The organism is Streptococcus salivarius (assembly GCF_009738225.1).
Classification (GTDB): domain Bacteria; phylum Bacillota; class Bacilli; order Lactobacillales; family Streptococcaceae; genus Streptococcus.
On the sequence record NZ_CP018187.1, the window covers coordinates 1,200,647 to 1,218,331 of the forward strand.

At 38.1% G+C, this 17,685-nt stretch carries 19 protein-coding genes; 3 read left to right on the plus strand and 16 right to left on the minus strand.

The genetic code is table 11. The annotated features are described in order from the left end of the window. Positions 1-110: 110 nt before the first annotated feature. The 3 genes from ffh to BSR19_RS05930 form a co-directional block, all read right to left on the minus strand. Positions 111-1,673, minus strand: a complete 1,563-nt coding sequence (ffh, locus tag BSR19_RS05920; RefSeq protein WP_014634568.1) for a signal recognition particle protein — start codon at positions 1,671-1,673, stop codon at positions 111-113. Positions 1,674-1,705: 32 nt separating this feature from the next. Further along, on the minus strand, positions 1,706-2,038 hold the full coding sequence (locus BSR19_RS05925; RefSeq protein ID WP_002883908.1) for a putative DNA-binding protein: 333 nt from the start codon (positions 2,036-2,038) through the stop codon (positions 1,706-1,708). 65 nt (positions 2,039-2,103) lie between these two features. Further along, on the minus strand, positions 2,104-2,802 hold the full coding sequence (locus BSR19_RS05930) for a GntR family transcriptional regulator (protein WP_156246764.1): 699 nt from the start codon (positions 2,800-2,802) through the stop codon (positions 2,104-2,106). 168 nt (positions 2,803-2,970) lie between these two features. On the opposite strand from BSR19_RS05930, the gene guaA reads away from it, so the two are divergent. After that, complete coding sequence (gene guaA, locus BSR19_RS05935) at positions 2,971-4,533, plus strand: glutamine-hydrolyzing GMP synthase (RefSeq protein WP_060971372.1); 1,563 nt, start codon at positions 2,971-2,973, stop codon at positions 4,531-4,533. Between the two features lie 277 nt (positions 4,534-4,810). On the opposite strand, the gene BSR19_RS05940 is transcribed toward guaA, so the two are convergent. From BSR19_RS05940 to glmS, 10 genes are all read right to left on the minus strand, one after another. Then, complete coding sequence (locus tag BSR19_RS05940; RefSeq protein ID WP_156246765.1) at positions 4,811-5,395, minus strand: GNAT family N-acetyltransferase; 585 nt, start codon at positions 5,393-5,395, stop codon at positions 4,811-4,813. Between the two features lie 282 nt (positions 5,396-5,677). Continuing rightward, positions 5,678-6,697: an alcohol dehydrogenase AdhP gene (gene adhP / locus BSR19_RS05945; RefSeq protein WP_156246766.1), complete on the minus strand. Its 1,020-nt coding sequence runs from the start codon at positions 6,695-6,697 to the stop codon at positions 5,678-5,680. 161 nt (positions 6,698-6,858) lie between these two features. Continuing rightward, the gene (locus BSR19_RS05950) at positions 6,859-7,140 is read right to left on the minus strand and encodes a DUF5960 family protein (protein WP_037600001.1); all 282 of its coding nucleotides are present in this window, start codon (positions 7,138-7,140) and stop codon (positions 6,859-6,861) included. Next, a complete protein-coding gene (locus tag BSR19_RS05955; RefSeq protein WP_156246767.1) occupies positions 7,118-7,495 on the minus strand; it encodes a hypothetical protein in 378 nt (125 codons plus the stop codon). Before BSR19_RS05955 ends, BSR19_RS05950 begins: the two co-directional genes overlap by 23 nt. Then, entirely contained in the window at positions 7,492-8,907 is a 1,416-nt protein-coding gene (locus BSR19_RS05960) for a Y-family DNA polymerase (protein WP_156246768.1), read from the minus strand. The genes BSR19_RS05955 and BSR19_RS05960 overlap by 4 nt, the downstream gene beginning before the upstream one ends. A 113-nt stretch (positions 8,908-9,020) precedes the next feature. Continuing rightward, the gene (locus BSR19_RS05965; protein ID WP_060971242.1) at positions 9,021-9,872 is read right to left on the minus strand and encodes an amino acid ABC transporter substrate-binding protein; all 852 of its coding nucleotides are present in this window, start codon (positions 9,870-9,872) and stop codon (positions 9,021-9,023) included. Positions 9,873-9,884: 12 nt separating this feature from the next. Next, the gene (locus BSR19_RS05970; protein WP_014634575.1) at positions 9,885-10,514 is read right to left on the minus strand and encodes an amino acid ABC transporter ATP-binding protein; all 630 of its coding nucleotides are present in this window, start codon (positions 10,512-10,514) and stop codon (positions 9,885-9,887) included. An 8-nt stretch (positions 10,515-10,522) separates the two neighbouring features. Further along, complete coding sequence (locus tag BSR19_RS05975) at positions 10,523-11,164, minus strand: amino acid ABC transporter permease (RefSeq protein WP_156246769.1); 642 nt, start codon at positions 11,162-11,164, stop codon at positions 10,523-10,525. Between the two features lie 200 nt (positions 11,165-11,364). Further along, positions 11,365-11,697: a zinc ribbon domain-containing protein YjdM gene (locus BSR19_RS05980; protein WP_156246770.1), complete on the minus strand. Its 333-nt coding sequence runs from the start codon at positions 11,695-11,697 to the stop codon at positions 11,365-11,367. Between the two features lie 117 nt (positions 11,698-11,814). Then, the gene (gene glmS / locus BSR19_RS05985; RefSeq protein ID WP_156246771.1) at positions 11,815-13,623 is read right to left on the minus strand and encodes a glutamine--fructose-6-phosphate transaminase (isomerizing); all 1,809 of its coding nucleotides are present in this window, start codon (positions 13,621-13,623) and stop codon (positions 11,815-11,817) included. A 207-nt stretch (positions 13,624-13,830) separates the two neighbouring features. Between glmS and BSR19_RS05990 the strand changes: the two genes are divergently transcribed. Further along, positions 13,831-14,739, plus strand: a complete 909-nt coding sequence (locus BSR19_RS05990) for a LysR family transcriptional regulator (RefSeq protein ID WP_014634578.1) — start codon at positions 13,831-13,833, stop codon at positions 14,737-14,739. Positions 14,740-14,832: 93 nt separating this feature from the next. On the opposite strand, the gene BSR19_RS05995 is transcribed toward BSR19_RS05990, so the two are convergent. Continuing rightward, on the minus strand, positions 14,833-15,546 hold the full coding sequence (locus BSR19_RS05995) for a glycoside hydrolase family 73 protein (RefSeq protein ID WP_110981450.1): 714 nt from the start codon (positions 15,544-15,546) through the stop codon (positions 14,833-14,835). 172 nt (positions 15,547-15,718) lie between these two features. Between BSR19_RS05995 and BSR19_RS06000 the strand changes: the two genes are divergently transcribed. Further along, positions 15,719-16,726: a YeiH family protein gene (locus tag BSR19_RS06000; RefSeq protein WP_156246772.1), complete on the plus strand. Its 1,008-nt coding sequence runs from the start codon at positions 15,719-15,721 to the stop codon at positions 16,724-16,726. Positions 16,727-16,780: 54 nt separating this feature from the next. On the opposite strand, the gene BSR19_RS06005 is transcribed toward BSR19_RS06000, so the two are convergent. Both BSR19_RS06005 and BSR19_RS06010 read right to left on the minus strand, forming a co-directional pair. After that, positions 16,781-17,092, minus strand: a complete 312-nt coding sequence (locus BSR19_RS06005; protein ID WP_156246773.1) for a hypothetical protein — start codon at positions 17,090-17,092, stop codon at positions 16,781-16,783. A 144-nt stretch (positions 17,093-17,236) separates the two neighbouring features. Beyond that, entirely contained in the window at positions 17,237-17,635 is a 399-nt protein-coding gene (locus BSR19_RS06010; protein ID WP_004182418.1) for a hypothetical protein, read from the minus strand. Positions 17,636-17,685 lie beyond the last annotated feature (50 nt).

Here is a 17,685-nt window from a genome sequence, read left to right on the forward strand (position 1 = left end):
ACTCCTTTTTATTTATTGTATATACATTAGTATATTACAGTGTATAGTTATATAAGTCAATGTTTTTCAGAAAAAACACTAGAGCAAAATGCCCTAGCGTTCTATGTTTCTTATTTACGTTTTTTCTTAGCTTTTTTCATCTTATTAGCTTGACGCTTCATCGCATGTTTCATGGCAAATGAACCAACCTTACCTTTAAGGCCACCACCAAGCATTTGGCTAAGATCCATATTTCCAAGATCTGGCATACCAGCGCCACCCATCATGCCTTCAAGAGCAGACATGTCCATATTACCCATATCCGGCATATTTGGCATGTTTTTTGGCAAATTATTTGGGTTAAGACCCATTTGACGCATCATTTGCTCCATATCACCAGACATAACACCTTGCATCATTTGTTTTGCCTGGTTAAAGTCTTTAATAAACTTGTTTACTTCGATGAAGGTATTCCCTGAACCATTGGCAATCCGGCGACGACGACTTGGTGTCAAAAGATCTGGATTTTCACGTTCTTCAGGTGTCATAGATGATACGATGGCACGTTTGCGAGCAATTTGTTTCTCATCTACTTTAACATTAGCCAAGGCTGGATTGTTAGCCATACCTGGCAACATCTTGAGCAAATCCTCCATTGGACCCATATTTTGTACCTGGTCTAATTGGTCGATGAAGTCATTGAAGTCAAAAGTGTTTTCACGCATCTTTTCAGCCAACTCAAGAGATTTTTTCTCATCATACTCTTGAGAAGCTTTTTCGATAAGGGTAAGAAGGTCACCCATACCCAAAATACGACTTGACATACGGTCTGGGTGGAAAGTCTCGATATCCGTAATTTTCTCACCAGTACCCGTAAATTTGATTGGCTTGCCTGTAATCTCACGAATAGAAAGAGCTGCACCACCACGTGTGTCCCCATCAATTTTTGTAAGAACAACACCAGTGATATCTAGCTGTTCGTTGAACTCCTTGGCAACGTTAGCAGCTTCCTGACCAATCATGCTATCCACAACCAAGAGAATTTCGTTTGGATGAGCAAAATCCTTAATATCATGCAACTCTTGCATGAGAGTCTCGTCAATCTGCAAACGACCAGCCGTATCAATCAAGACATAGTCATTCTTATTGGCACGCGCTTGTTCCAAACCATTTTTGACAATCTCAACTGCTGGTATCTCTGTTCCCATATCAAAAACAGGAACATTGATTTGTTGCCCCAAAGTTTTCAATTGATCAATGGCTGCTGGACGATAGATGTCCGCCGCAATCATCATTGGACGGGCTTCTTGTTCCTTGATCAACTTATTAGCCAATTTACCAGCAAAGGTTGTCTTACCAGCCCCTTGGAGACCAACCATCATAATGATTGTTGGAATCTTTGGAGATTTCTCAATTTCAGATGTTTCAGACCCAAGAATCTCTGTCAATTCTTCATTAACAATCTTGATAATTTGTTGTGAAGCATCAAGAGTATCAATGATTTCGTGACCTACAGCACGTTCACGAACACGTTTGATAAATGTCTTAACGACTGGTAGCGCTACGTCTGCTTCAAGAAGTGCCAAACGAATCTCTTTAGTGACTTCTTGAACTTCTTTCTCTGAAAGTTTTCCTTTACGTCTTAAATTTTTGAAAACGCCTTGCAAGCGTTCCGTTAAGCTTTCAAAAGCCATATATCATTTCCTCTCTTACTTTCTGCTTGAATCTAATCTCTATTATCAATGCTGCTGAGCACAGCAATTTGTTCCTGGAGGTAGCTATCGTCTGGGTATTTTTCCATGATATCATCAAAAATTTGGCTACGGACGATGTAATCTGAATACATATGTAATTTCATCTCGTAAGCTTCTAAAATCTTCTCAGTACGCTTGATGTTATCATATACTGCCTGGCGACTCACACCAAATTCCTCGGCAATTTCTGCCAAACTGTAATCATCCGCATAATAGAGCTCAATATAGTTCATCTGCTTATCTGTCAAAAGTGCAGCATAGAACTCAAAAAGGGCATTCATGCGATTGGTTTTTTCAATTTCCATAAGCTCCATTTTACCATAAAATCATGGTGTTAGCACGATTCTTATGCAGAAAAAAGCAGTGACTTCTAATTGTTCTCCAAATAAAATTCAAAACGGTCACCAACATAGTAACTTCGTACATATTCGAAAGCCTGACCATCTTGGAGGAAGGAAATTTGTGTCAAACTTAGGAGAGCATCACCAGTCTTAACCTTGAGGTGCTTGGCTAAACTACTATTGGCCAAACTAGCTGAAATGGTCTGCTGACTTTTCCCAATTTCATATCCATTATCGGTCAGTGTCTTGAAGAAATGTTCTGTAATTTCTGACTCCTTAAAACCTCGGATAATTTTCTCAGGGATACTGGCAATCTCATAGGCAACTGGAAGATCATCCGCAAAGCGAACACGTTCCATACGAATCACATAGGACTGTGGTAGGACACCTAAATTCTTGATTTCAAATTCATTGGGATGCACACGTTTATATGAAATAAGCTCACTAGACGGTTTCTTGCCTTGGGATTTAACAATCTCTGTGAAACTCGTGGTTCCACGCATCTTTTCCTTAACTCGACTGCTGGCCACAAAAGTACCACTGCCTGGTTTACGTTCTAAAATACCCTCGTCTACTAAAAGTGTTATGGCCTGACGCACAGTCATACGACTCACATCAAAAGTGTCGCAAAGATCCCGCTCGCTAGGGAGACGTTGCCCGATTTTCCAAGTACCATCATCAACATCTTCCTTAATCTTATCATGTATGCGAATATACGCTGGTAACATCTAATACCCCCTTCTGTACCCCTATTTTACAAAAAAAGTAACAGAATTGTAAAGATGAGTATGATACTTACAGTTTCTCGTATAAATCTAGGTGCTAAGTCCATAAATTTGTGATACAATGATTGCATAAGAAAGAGTCCATGTGTGACGTAAAAAGAAAGGGTAATAATGACTGACATTTCTACTTTGAATGATGTGCAGAAAATCATTGTTCTAGACTATGGTAGCCAATACAATCAGCTGATTGCACGTCGTATTCGTGAATTTGGTGTTTTCTCTGAATTGAAGAGCCATAAAATTACCGCTGATGAAGTCCGTGCCATCAATCCTATCGGTATCGTACTTTCTGGTGGTCCTAACTCTGTTTATGCCGAAGATGCATTTGGTATTGACGAAGAGATTTTGGAACTTGGTATTCCAATTCTTGGTATCTGTTACGGAATGCAACTTTTGACCCACAAACTCGGTGGTAAAGTTGTTCCAGCTGGTGAAGCAGGTAACCGTGAGTATGGCCAATCGACACTTCGCCTTCGTACCCAATCAGAACTCTTTGCAGGAACTCCTGAAGAACAAGTTGTTCTGATGAGCCACGGTGATGCAGTTACAGAAATTCCAGAAGGTTTCCATCTTGTTGGTGACTCAGTAGATTGCCCATTCGCCGCAATGGAAAATACTGAGAAAAACTTCTATGGTATCCAATTCCACCCAGAAGTTCGTCACTCTGTATATGGTAATGATATCTTGAAAAACTTTGCTTTTGGTATCTGTGGTGCCAAAGGTGACTGGTCAATGGCTAACTTCGTAGATATGCAAATTGCACAAATCCGTGAAACAGTTGGTGACCGTAAAGTCCTTCTTGGACTCTCAGGTGGGGTTGACTCATCTGTTGTTGGTGTCCTTTTGCAAAAAGCTATCGGTGATCAATTGACATGTATCTTCGTTGACCACGGTCTTCTCCGTAAAGGTGAAGGTGACCAAGTTATGGAGATGCTTGGAGGTAAATTTGGTCTTAACATTATCCGTGTTGATGCTTCTAAACGCTTCCTAGACCTCTTGGCTGGTGTTGATGATCCTGAGAAAAAACGTAAAATCATTGGTAACGAGTTTGTTTACGTCTTTGATGACGAAGCAAGCAAACTTAAAGGTGTAGACTTCCTAGCTCAAGGAACGCTCTATACTGATATTATTGAATCAGGTACTGAGACAGCTCAAACAATCAAATCTCACCACAACGTTGGTGGTCTTCCAGAAGACATGCAATTTGAATTGATTGAACCACTTAATACCCTCTTTAAAGATGAAGTTCGTGCCCTTGGTACTGAAATGGGAATGCCTGATGAAGTCGTTTGGCGTCAACCTTTCCCAGGACCAGGACTCGCCATCCGTGTTATGGGTGAAATCACTGAAGAGAAACTTGAAACCGTTCGTGAGTCTGACGCTATCCTTCGTGAAGAAATTGCCAAAGCTGGTCTTGATCGTGATGTATGGCAATACTTCACTGTTAACACAGGCGTTCGTTCTGTCGGTGTTATGGGTGATGGCCGTACTTACGACTACACTATTGCTATCCGTGCTATCACTTCAATCGACGGTATGACAGCTGACTTTGCGAAACTTCCATGGGAAGTTCTTCAAAAGATTTCTGTTCGAATCGTTAACGAAGTTGACCACGTTAACCGTATCGTCTACGATATTACAAGTAAACCACCTGCAACAGTAGAGTGGGAATAAAATATAAACCTAATTTAAAGTGACTTGATTGATTTAACAGCATTTTAAATTGTTTTAAAACGCTAAAATCTAATTACTTATATTTGGTTCCCCACCAGAATTTCTTTCTGGTGGGGATTTTTTATATCTTAATTACAAAAATAGAGCAATAAGCAATGATATGGGGTCAGAAAAATTTTTCCTTTTCTGCTGTTCAGTACTAACTCTTACATCATACCTAGATAATGGGGTAAAATCAGAACTCTCTGATTATTATTTATTTGTAAAAAAATTCACTTTAATCATTTGCTATATTTCCTTCGTTCACATTGAGTCCATAAATTTCAAAATCATGATAGAATCCATTATAGAACTCGAATTGGGAGATTTCGTTTTCCTTTTTAAAACCTAAACTGATTGGTATAAACTTACTTCTAACATTATCAACATCTATATAAATCAAAAGCTTATCAATTTTAAATTTGGATGGAATGATTTTTATTAATTCTTTTAATCCCTGCTTTACAAAACCTTGATTTTCATATCTTTCTGATATCCAATATCCAATTTCGGCTTGATGTTTTTGTAAATCAATATTATGTATATCTATCATCCCTACTGGTTTCTGATTTACGCAAATTGTTAACATAAATAACTCATTGCGCTCCATTTTTTCACGTGCATACTTTATAAACTCTTTTTCATTTTCAAGACTTTTCATATTTTCCACCCAAGGAAGCCACTTAGCAAGACGTTCTCGTTCAGTAGAAACAATCTCATATAACCCTTCACTATGGCTATCGGATATATAAAAAAGTTGGCATCGTTTCCCACGTGACTTAAACTCTATAAATAGTTCCGAGTCCAAGTTGGTAGAATCCATTTCATACTCCTTGTTATAAATGATAATATTCTTTAACTCTTTATTTACGAAATCATTATATAACTTTTTTACTACTTTTCATATGAATAAAATTTTGTCTATCTTTTTAAGGTCAGAGCCTATTACAACAACAGACGAATTAAGGTAAAACTAAAGGACCTAGTCCTATATAGTAGAGAACTAAATCCTTCACTTAAATTATTTGTCTAACTTTCTGGTATCAGTGCAAGTCTACACCACTCGACTCTTCACATAGTCAGGATAGCATAGATAGATGTTTGCTTACTTAGTGAAATCCAATACTTTACGTCCTTGAATTTCACCTTTTTCCATTTGATCAAAGACTTCTACCGCTGTATCAACAGGAACAGTTTCAACAACCGGTACTACCAATCCTTGTGCACCAAAGTCGAAGGCTTCTTCTAAGTCTTTACGTGTACCTACAAGAGATCCAACAACACGGATACCATCTAGAACTGTTTTGACAATTGAGAGGTCCATATATTCAGATGGGAGACCAACCGCAACGACTGTTCCACCAGCACGTACACTATCGATAGCCTGATTGAAAGCAACCTTAGAAACAGCTGTTACAACAGCACTGTGTGTACCGCCAGTTTTTTCTTGGATATAGCCTGCTACATCTTCAACTTCTTTACCGTTCACCACTAAATCAGCACCAGATTCTTTAGCCAAATCAAGTTTATCTTGGTTGATATCAACAGCCACTACTCGTGCATTGAAAACTTTCTTAGCATATTGAATAGCCAAGTTACCTAGTCCTCCGGCACCATAAATAGCTACCCATTGACCAGGTTCAACTTTAGCTTCTTTAATAGCTTTATATGTTGTAACTCCCGCACAGGTAATAGATGAAGCTTGAGCAGGATTAAGTCCTTCTGGAACTTTCACAGCATAGTCAGCGGTAACCAAAGCATAGTCACTCATACCACCATCAACACTATAACCAGCATTTTTTACAGAACGACAGAGTGTTTCACGACCAGTTGTACAGTATTCACAATAACCACATCCTTCGAAGAACCAAGCGATTGATACACGGTCACCTTTTTTAAGTGTTTCAACCCCTTCGCCAACTTCTTCGACAATACCAATACCTTCGTGGCCCAGTATACGACCTGGTACTTGACCAAAGTCTCCATGAGATACGTGAAGGTCAGTATGACAAACGCCACAGTACTCAACTTTAACCAAAGCTTGGCCATGACCTACTACTGCTGGTTTTTCATGATCAACAACTTCAACACCTGTGCTTGCTTGATTAACAACAACTGCTCTCATCTTAATTACCTCCATATGATAACTTTTAACACCTTCATTATAGCACTTACAGAGGTAATATCAACGCTTACATAAAGTTTTTCTTAGCTTGCGAAAACTTTCTTGAAAAGTCTCTATACAAATTCGATAAGTACTATTTTTTCTGCTGATATAGCTATATTTCAATCATTCCCAAGATATCTATACTGTCTCACAAGTGTCTTGGAATCCGGTAGGCTGACTTCAAAATGGAAATAATGATTGCGTCCATCTCTGGCATTCTCTTTATTTAATAAAAAATAATTCTTTTGACTGATGGCCATCTCCCTCATAATATCATCCGTCAAAAAGGTTAAGGGAATATCCATAGCAGAATAGCGATAAAAGTCTTCTTCAAATTTTAAATAGCTAGCAGAAAAATAGTCAATTTGAAGTTTATCATCATAAATTTTTCTCTTCCTCATCTATGTTTTCAACCTCCAAACTAATTCCTAATATATCCTTTGTTAGAATACATTTATGTCGCTTGCAAGATTTTATAGTAACTTGATTAAAATCCAAGTCAACCACATAGCCACTACATCTACAGCACCTACCTTGATCCTTTATCTGGAAATTTCCCAATAATTGACCTGAATAAAGCTGGTTTAATAAAGTAAACTTCTCTAAATCATCCAAATGACTCGTAAGATTTTCTTTAGTCTTATCTTCATGTAGGGAACTTGTGTGTTCCGACAAGAAAAAGCCCATCCACTTCATCATTCCCCTATCTTTATGTTCCCTAGCTGATTGAAAGGGAAGGTAACTACGGTCTATCATTTTAAGCCATCTAATCCCCCAGCCGAGTGTCCACCAATAAGCTTACTTCGAGCAAGACTCCTAGATGCCTCCTGTAAAGAAGTTGCTTTTTGAATGGTCGTAAAGCCAAATTCCTGACGAATACTATCTATAGCTGCTTGAAGCCTTTCTTCTTTATCAATGTCATCTGGATTATCAAATAAAGAAAGAATTTGAAGCCCTTCATCTACAAAATTTGCATAAGAGACACTCACACTTCGAACAGCCCCTCCTTGATATTTCTTCCTAAAGAGTGCAATGACATGTCCTATTAATATCCTTGTGTTATTAGCAGGTTCAATCTTCATCTGTGCTTGTAGTGAACGCTTGCCCTCTAACTTTGAAAATCCAATGCTAATGGAAACTTGACAAGCTTTCTTATGAGCCCGTCTTAACCTAATGGCTACCTGTTCCGCCATCTCTCTTAGAATCAATTCAATATCAGCTTGACGCTCATAGTCTCGTGGTAAGATTTGAGAATTTCCTAAGCCATGTGACTTTGGTTTATAAGGTTTATGAACATTACTCTCATCAATACCGTTAGCATGAAAAAAGAGGTCTAAACCTACAATACCTAACTTCTTTTTAAGAATATCAGGATTGCTATTAGCAAGTTCTCGAATGGAGCAAATTCCCAACTTGTTTAGCCGCTTCTCCATCCGCTTACCAATCCCCCAGAAATCAGTCATATGGGAAATATTCCAAACCTTAGTCTCGACATCTTCATAGGACCAGTTGGCTCTCATAGTAGCCGTATGTTTAGCCTCATTATCAAGAGCTAACTTAGCCAATAAGGGATTGCTGTTAGACATTCCAACTGTCGAGTAAATACCTGTCTCCCTCCAAATATCTCTTTGAATACGCCCTGAAATCATATCTAACTTATCTTTTCTAGTAATAGTCCTATCGGGAATAAAGTAATTCAGTGACGACGTGAGATCAATGAAACCCTCATCAATGGAATAGGGAAGAATATCTTCAACACTGGCATAATTCTGGAAAATGTGTTGAATCTGGATATTCTTTTTTATATAGATATCCATTCTAGGAGGAACGATAAAGGTAACCTTGGCCCAAGATTCGATGTAATCTACAAAAGCTCTATCCGTTGGAAGTCCCTGCTTTTTGGCATTATAATAATGAAACTTACGAGAATGAATGTCAAAAGGTAAGTCGTAAGAACGACTAACATTTGACTTGCCAAAAACCTGCTTAAATATGGGGGAGGAGGCTAATATCAAACCATTAGCATTCTCAGCCCTGCTCATCACACATAGAGAAGTCTTAAGAGGGTGTAGCCCACGTTCAACACACTCTACACTCGCATAGAAAGATTTCATATCTACAAAAGCAATATCACTTTGCGGTTCTCTTGAATAATCAAAATATCCCATGCTTGCCCTTTCGTTAGTTTATAAACTAACACTAGTATAAATTATAACTTCTTATATTTCAAGTATTTTCCATAAAAAAATAACAACATCCCTTCTAGAATGTTGTTATCCTTCTATTTTTTCCCTTTAACTTGGTCTGTGGCAACATCTTCGCCAAACCACTTGTTAGAAATCTTTTGGAATTCTCCTTTTTTATAAAGGGTTCTAAATCCTTGATTGATTTTTTTGATCAGTGTCTTATCTGCTTTACGAGCACCTACAGCAAAGCTTTCACCTTCATAACCAGCAGGCATAACATTATACTGATCCAGAACCCCTGATTTTTCTAAGTAGTAATTAGCATACACACGGTCAATCAATAGACCGTCAATACGTCCACTATCAAGGTCAATCAAGGCTTGAGTAAAGGTCGAATATTGGACTGCTTTTTGGTTGGCAACGATATCCTTCAAAATCTTCGGAGAAGCATTGAAAGCATCATAACCGGAAGACCCTGCTTGGGCACCTAAGGTCTTACCTGACATTCCAGCAACAGAATCAATTCCCGAAGACTTTTTGGTTACCAGTACTTGTTCATTGACCATATAAGGTTCCGTGAAGTCCGCAGACTGCTTACGCTCATCCGTGACCGAGTAACCATTCCAAATGAGGTCAATTGTCCCATTCTTCAGTTCTGTTTCTTTCATATCCCAGTCAATAGCCTGCCATTCGACATCGATACCATACAATTTAAAGACTGCAGTTGCAAGATCAATATCAAAACCAACATAGCTACCATCCTTTTCCTCATATCCCATAGGAACAAAGGTTGCATCAAAACCAATTTTGATTTTCTTTTCTTTGGTATAGGTTTGCCACTGATCTTTCTGAGTTGCAAAATGTGAGCGCGAGCTGCAAGCTGATAGCGCAAACAAAGGCAAAATGACAAGACAGCCTAGCAAAATCGTTTTTACTATTTTTTTCATGGAAAATCCTCACTATTTTGGATTGATAGTGACAATCTCATCGGCGATGTGTTGTGCAAACTGCATATCGTGAGTGATAACGATTTGCGTAATCCCAGTCTCACGATTCTGCAAAATCAATTTCTCCACTTCTTGACGCAACTCAGGGTCAAGAGCTGATGTTGGTTCATCATAGCCGACAATTTTCGGATCAATCATCATAGCACGCGCAAATGCAACACGTTGTTTTTGTCCCCCAGAAAGAGAGTAAGGATAAGCATTTCCGTGAGCTCCAAGGCCTAAACGGTCAAGCAGAGCTTGAGCTTTTTTCTGAGCATCCTCCTTAGACATTCCCATCGTCTTAATTGGAGAAAGCGTTAGATTGTCTAAGACTGTTAAATGTGGAAACAGTTGGAAATCTTGGAAGACAAAACCGAGCAAATTACGACTTTCCATCTGATCCAAAGGAATCTCTTCATTTTCATAAATAATTTGTCCTGAATCAATGGTTTCAAGACCTGCTAGCATACGCAAGAGAGTCGTTTTACCACCACCAGATGGTCCGACAATAGCCAAGATTTTTCCTTCTTCTACTGTCAGATTATACTTATCAAAAATTTTGTGTTGACCAAATTGCTTGGAAATATTTTTTAATTCTAACATAAGGTCTCCTATTTATAATAGTTGAATTTCTTTTCGATGTTTTTCGAAGCCACAGTCACAACACCCACAAGGATAAGATAGATAGCTCCGGCCACAAACATCGGTGCTAAGGTCGCATCACGGTTCGCAGCGGTACGACTTTCCAAAAGAAGGTCTCCAACCCCAAGCACATAAACCAATGATGAATCCTTAACCAAGTTAATAATCTCGTTAAAGATACTTGGCAAGACAATCTTGACTACCTGAGGAAGGATAATGTAGCGGACGGTTTGGAAAGGACTAAGTTTAAGCATTTTTGCTGCTTCGTATTGTCCTTTCGGAATAGCCAAGATTCCACCACGGAAAATCTCTGCGAAATAAGCTGCATAATTAAGCGTAAAAGCAAGAATAGCAGCTGGTAGACGATCGAAGACAATTCCTACACTCGGAAGAACATAATAAACGAAGATCAATTGTAAAAGGAGAGGCGTTCCACGCATAATCCAAACGTAAAGGGTTAATAACCAATTTAAAGGTTTGAATTTAATCTGCATTAAGAAAGCAAGTACAATCCCTAATGGAATCGACAGTACGATAACAATGAAAAATACTTGAAGTGTGACTACTGCACCGTTCAAAAGGGCTGGTAATACTTCCAAAACGTATGACATATAAACTCCTATAATTATTTAGTATTGTTGAATATTATACCAAATTTTTTGAAAAAATGATATAAGATTTTGGAAATAGTAAAAAGGAGTGCGACTAGACCCAATTTTCAAAATGAGTTCATAATCACACTCCTGGAAGACTTAAATAGTCTGTCCTGAGAAACAAACAATACTTAAGTCTAGCATCCCTAAAGCTTATTTTAGATTTTCTTAACAAATTCAGATTTAAGTTTCATAGCGCCAAAACCATCAATCTTACAATCAATGTTATGGTTACCTTCAACCAAACGAATATTTTTAACACGTGTGCCTTGTTTAATATCTTTTGGCGCACCTTTCACTTTCAAATCTTTAATAACTGTAACAGTATCACCGTCAGCAAGACGTGTTCCATTGCTATCAAGAACCACAAGTCCTTCTTCTTCTGCAACTTCGTTTGGATCCCACTCATAGGCACATTCAGGACATACAAGCAAGATTCCATCTTCATAAACATACTCTGAGTTACATTTTGGACAATTTGGTAATGACATAATTCTCTCCTAAGATTGTGATATAAATACTATTCTACTTTAGATTCTCCAATTAAGCAAGGGTAAAAAAGATAAAAACAAACAACATCCCTTACACTGTAAGAGATGTTAGTATTTTTATTCAACAGTAACTGATTTAGCCAAGTTACGTGGTTTATCGACGTCGAGTCCACGATGAAGTGTCGCAAAATAAGCAATCAATTGTGTCGGTACAACCATTGAAATTGGTGACAAGTAAGGGTGAACGTTATTAAGAACGATGTCATCACCTTCTTTAGCAACATTTTCCTCAGCAATAGTCAACACTTTAGCACCACGTGCTGCCACCTCTTGAATATTACCACGAGTGTGGCTAGCAAGAACAGCGTCAGACAAGAGCGCAATAACAGGCGTACCATCTTCGATCAAAGCAATAGTTCCGTGTTTCAACTCACCTGCTGCAAAACCTTCACATTGGATATATGAGATTTCTTTCAATTTAAGACTAGCTTCCATAGCAACGTAGTAATCTTGACCACGACCAATATAGAAAGCATTACGTGTTTCTGCAAGAAGAGCTGCCACTTTCTCGTCAATGACTTCTTTTTCAGAGAGTGTTGATTCGATAGATTGTGCTACAAGTGACAATTCATGTACCAAGTCGAAAGCTTTAGCTTTTTCATTGCCATTAGCTTCACCGACTGCTTTAGCCAAGAAGGCAAGAGCTGCGATCTGAGCAGTGTAAGCTTTAGTAGAAGCTACGGCAATTTCTGGGCCAGCATGAAGAAGCATCGTGTGGTCAGCTTCACGAGAAAGAGTAGATCCCGGAACGTTTGTCACTGTCAAACTTGGAATACCCAACTCGTTAGCTTTAACAAGAACCTGACGGCTATCTGCTGTTTCACCTGATTGACTAATAAAGACAAAGAGAGGTTTCTTGCTAAGGAGTGGCATACCATAACCCCACTCAGAAGAAATACCAAGCTCAACTGGTGTATCTGTCAACTCTTCGAGCATCTTCTTAGAAGCAAAACCAGCATGATATGATGTTCCTGCCGCAAGGATATAGATACGATCAGCCTCTTGAACAGCCTTGATAATATCATCATCTACAGTCACTTGTCCCTTGTCATCTGTGTAGGCTTGGATAAGCTTACGCATCACTGTTGGTTGCTCATCGATTTCTTTGAGCATGTAGTAAGGGTAAGTACCTTTACCAATATCAGATAGGTCAAGTTCAGCTGTATAGCTATCACGTTCTTTTACATTGCCATCATAATCTTGAACTTCAACACTATCAGCTTTCACGATAACTAACTCTTGATCGTGAATTTCCATGTATTGATTAGTTTCGCGAATCATAGCCATGGCATCTGAGCAGACCATGTTATAGCCATCACCAAGACCAATCAAAAGTGGTGATTTGTTTTTTGCCACGTAAATTGTTGAGGCATCTTCAGAATCCATGAGAGCGAAGGCATATGATCCACGGATAATGTGAAGAGCTTTCTTGAATGCTTCAAGAGTTGACAAACCATCTTCTTCAACAAATTTTCCAATCAAGTGAACTGCAATTTCAGTATCAGTTTGGCCTTTGAAATGGTGACCAGAAAGGTATTCTTCCTTAATTTCAAGATAGTTTTCAATAACACCATTGTGAACCAAAACAAAACGTTCTGTTTCTGAGCGGTGTGGGTGAGCATTATCCTCTGTTGGTTTACCGTGAGTTGCCCAACGAGTATGTCCGATACCTGCTGTCCCTTCTACTCCTTCAGTTTTAGCAGCAAGTTCCGCAATACGGCCAACAGCCTTAACCAATTGACTAGATGCATCACCAGCTACAAAGATACCAGCCGAATCATAACCACGGTATTCTAGCTTTTCAAGTCCTTGAATCAAGATATCAGTTGCATTTGTGTTACCTACAACACCAACAATTCCACACATATTTTTAATAATAACCTCAGATCAAAGAGGTCATGTCTCCTTTATTTAAAATTGGTATAGTCAATAAGCTCTTTAAAAAGCTTAACGAGGACAGTATATTCGATATATTTGACATTGTCAAGCATAAAAATTGGTATAGTCCTAAAAAGACCTTCTACTTGCCTCTTATCCTAAGGAATAATCCTTAAAATATGCTATAATAAGGCTATGCGAATTCAACAATTACATTATATTATCAAAATCGTCGAAACCGGCTCAATGAATGAAGCTGCAAAACAACTTTTCATTACGCAACCAAGTCTTTCAAATGCTGTTCGTGACTTGGAAAGAGAAATGGGAATTGATATCTTTATCCGTAACCCCAAGGGAATCACTTTAACCAAGGATGGAGTTGAATTTCTCTCTTATGCCCGTCAGGTAGTGGAACAAACGAATCTCTTGGAAGAACGCTACAAGAGTCACACAGAAACACGTGAATTGTTTAGTGTTTCCTCTCAACACTACGCTTTTGTTGTCAATGCCTTCGTCTCACTTCTCAAGAGAGCTGACATGACACGTTACGAGCTCTTCTTACGCGAAACACGTACTTATGAAATCATTGAGGACGTTAAGAACTTCCGTTCAGAGATCGGAGTTCTCTTCCTTAACAGCTATAATCGAGATGTCTTGACTAAGATGTTTGATGACAACCGCCTCACATATACCAGTCTCTTCAAAGCTAGACCCCATATCTTTGTCAGCAAGTCAAACCCATTGGCTAAGCATGAAGTTGTCTCTTTGGAAGATTTAGAAGAATTTCCATACCTTAGCTATGATCAGGGGATTCATAATTCCTTCTACTATTCTGAAGAGATTCTCTCTCAGATTCCCCATAAAAAGTCTATCGTGGTTTCAGACCGAGCGACACTCTTCAACCTATTAATCGGTTTGGATGGTTACACCATTGCTACAGGTATTTTAAATAGTAATTTGAATGGTGATAACATTGTCTCTATCCCACTTGATATTGATGATGAAATTGATATTGTTTACTTGAAGCATGAAAAGGCAACCCTCTCTAAAATGGGGGAAAAATTCCTTGATAACCTCGTTAAAGAAGTCACTTTTGACAACTAATAGATGTTAGTCCCCAGCACATAATGTTGGGGACTTTTTATCGCCAAAACTATCCAATTCAAAGCACAAAAAAGAGCCTTTCGACTCTCATCATTATTTATAATTTTTATAGCTTGCCCAAGCTTCATCTATAGATAAGGTATCAGCATCTGTGTATGAGCCTCTATAGCTGTTCCAAACAAGGCCACTTGTTGAACCAGTTGCTTGGGTAACTGGAGCTTGATCGTAGGCAGTCAAACCATAGTATGCAATAATGCTATTTAATTTAGAAGCGTAAAGACTATCTGTAGCATAAGTCCCTGTCAGTGCCTGAGTGGCATCTGCATAACTACTTGTATTTGATTTCCAAGTACCTGCATAAGTAGATGACGTCATCAAAGCAGCATAATCTGCTAGGGAATCACTCAGACTTCCATAAGAACGGAAAGGTTCATCAATCTCATAAGTCTTCCCTGTACCATCGTCTTCCCAAGTACGCATAGTAACGGAGTTTCCATTATAAGAGCCCTTAATCCCAAAGAAGTTGTAATAAGGAGCTTGACTCAGACCTGACTGACCTGAATTTGATTCCAAAATAGCTTGAGCAATTAGAACAGAAGCATAGATATTGTAATCTTGACCAATCTGTCTCGCAGTCTCTCCGATACTATCAATAAAAGCCGTCGTAGTTTGATTGTAGGCAGCTTCAGCTTTAGCATTAACACTGTTATCATTTTTTCTATCAGTTGTAAAAGCTAGAACCAAAAAGAGCGAACAAACAAAAGCTCCCACGATAAAAATCATATACTTCTTTAAATGACGATACATACAACCCTTCCTTCATAAGATTTTCAATTATAATATTTCAATACTATTCTATCAGAAAAACTGACAAGTCGCAACTTTTAGACCTATCTTCCTTGATAAATAAAGCAAATGTTACCTTTACATCATATTTATAATAAGCTATAATATAGTCAAATTTTAAGGAGATAAATGAATGAAAATAAAAGAATTCTTACCCGGACTAAGTATTGCAATACTTATATCTCTCCTAGCATGGTTCCTTGGAAACTTATTTCCTATTATTGGTGGGCCAGTCCTTGGTTTATTTATAGGACTTCTGCTAGGAATTATTCTAAGAGATTCTCAGAAACTTAAAGCAGGAATGCAATTCACATCTAAAAAAGTATTACAATACGCTGTTATTCTTCTTGGATTTGGACTAAATCTTTCTCAAGTCTTTAAGGTTGGCGTAACGTCACTTCCCATTATTCTAGTGACTATTACTACGGCACTGCTTACTGCTTATGTCGTCCATCGTGTGTTCAAGCTAGATAGTGAAATTGCTACTTTAGTAGGTGTTGGTTCTTCTATTTGTGGGGGATCTGCTATTGCTGCAACTGCTCCTGTAATCAAGGCTAAAGATGAATCTATTGCAACAGCAATCTCGGTAATTTTCTTTTTTAACATCTTAGCGGCTTTAATCTTTCCTCACTTGGGATCTTGGTTGGGACTTAGTAATCAAGGCTTTGCCATATTTGCTGGAACAGCTGTCAACGATACTTCTTCTGTAACTGCTACAGCTAGTTCTTGGGATAGCTTACATGGAACATCTATCCTAGAGCAAGCAACAATTGTTAAATTGACTCGAACACTTGCTATCATCCCTATAACTCTTGGTCTATCTGTATGGCAGTCACGAAAGGATAATACAAAGGAAGCATTCTCGCTAAGCAAAGCAGTGCCTAACTTTATCCTTTGGTTCCTTTTGGCCTCACTGATTACAACTGTTGCAATGTCACTCGGTGTAACACCTGCCGTCTTTTCACCATTAAAAGACCTTTCAAAATTTATGATTATTATGGCAATGACAGCTATCGGTTTCCAAACAAATCTCAAAAAACTAATCACTAAAGGAGGCTCAGCACTTCTAGTGGGAGGAGTCTGTTGGTTATTAATTAGTCTTGCTTCTCTTCTCATGCAAAAGATATTAGGACTTTGGTAATAGACATCTAAAAAACTCACAATCTGGCTAAGACTGTGAGTTTTTATTATAGAATCATTTTTTATACTCAAAGACATAGGTTTGGATTACCTTATCCCCATCGTTTGTTACTTTCAAATCAACATTGTAGCTCTTAGTTTCACCACTAATATCCTGAACCTTATAATCACCATCTTTTTTTACAGAAGAGGTGGTCTGTCCTGAATAATGCCTAACTTCAAGACCTGAAGCTCTATCTAGAGAAAAAGGAATGAGCCCGTTTAAAGAATATAGCCCATACAAAATAAGACATAAAAGGCTCAGCGACACAAGGCTCACCAAATAATATTTAACAAAATCCCCCAATTTAAACCCCTGCTTACTCACTTAGTTATTATCTTCCTTTAACTTAACATTATTTTTATTAGAGTATTTTCAAATTTTATTTTACACACATTTGGATATTTTGTCAAATTATTTGATATTTAAAATAGAACCTAATTTTTCTATATACTAAAAGCCGTTAGTCATCTAACGGCAATTTTTTATTTCTGAAATAACGTATTCAAGACGGCTATAGAGACCAAGTAATAAGTCGTAACTTCGATTTTCATTTTCTTTCAAAACAGTGAAAACTGTTGTACTATAGGTAAATTCAAAGAAGTCATCTAATTCCTTGAGCCAGTCATCAATAACCCCTAAATTTTGATCAATGATTGCAAACAAACTTGGCTGATACCAGATTGTACCTTCGATATAAAGGTTTTTGTCAGATAATTTAGATAGGGATACTTTCAAGTCAGCAAGCTCTCTTTTAGCAAGATTTGGTTCAATCTTTAAATCAAAAAGCAAGCGTGCATCATGATTTAGAATATCGAGTTCTGCTTGAAGCAGTTGAATATAATGTATCGCTACTAAATACTGGTTCATGGGTCTCTCCTGATCATCTGAAAATCGTACTATTATTGTACCACTAAAGA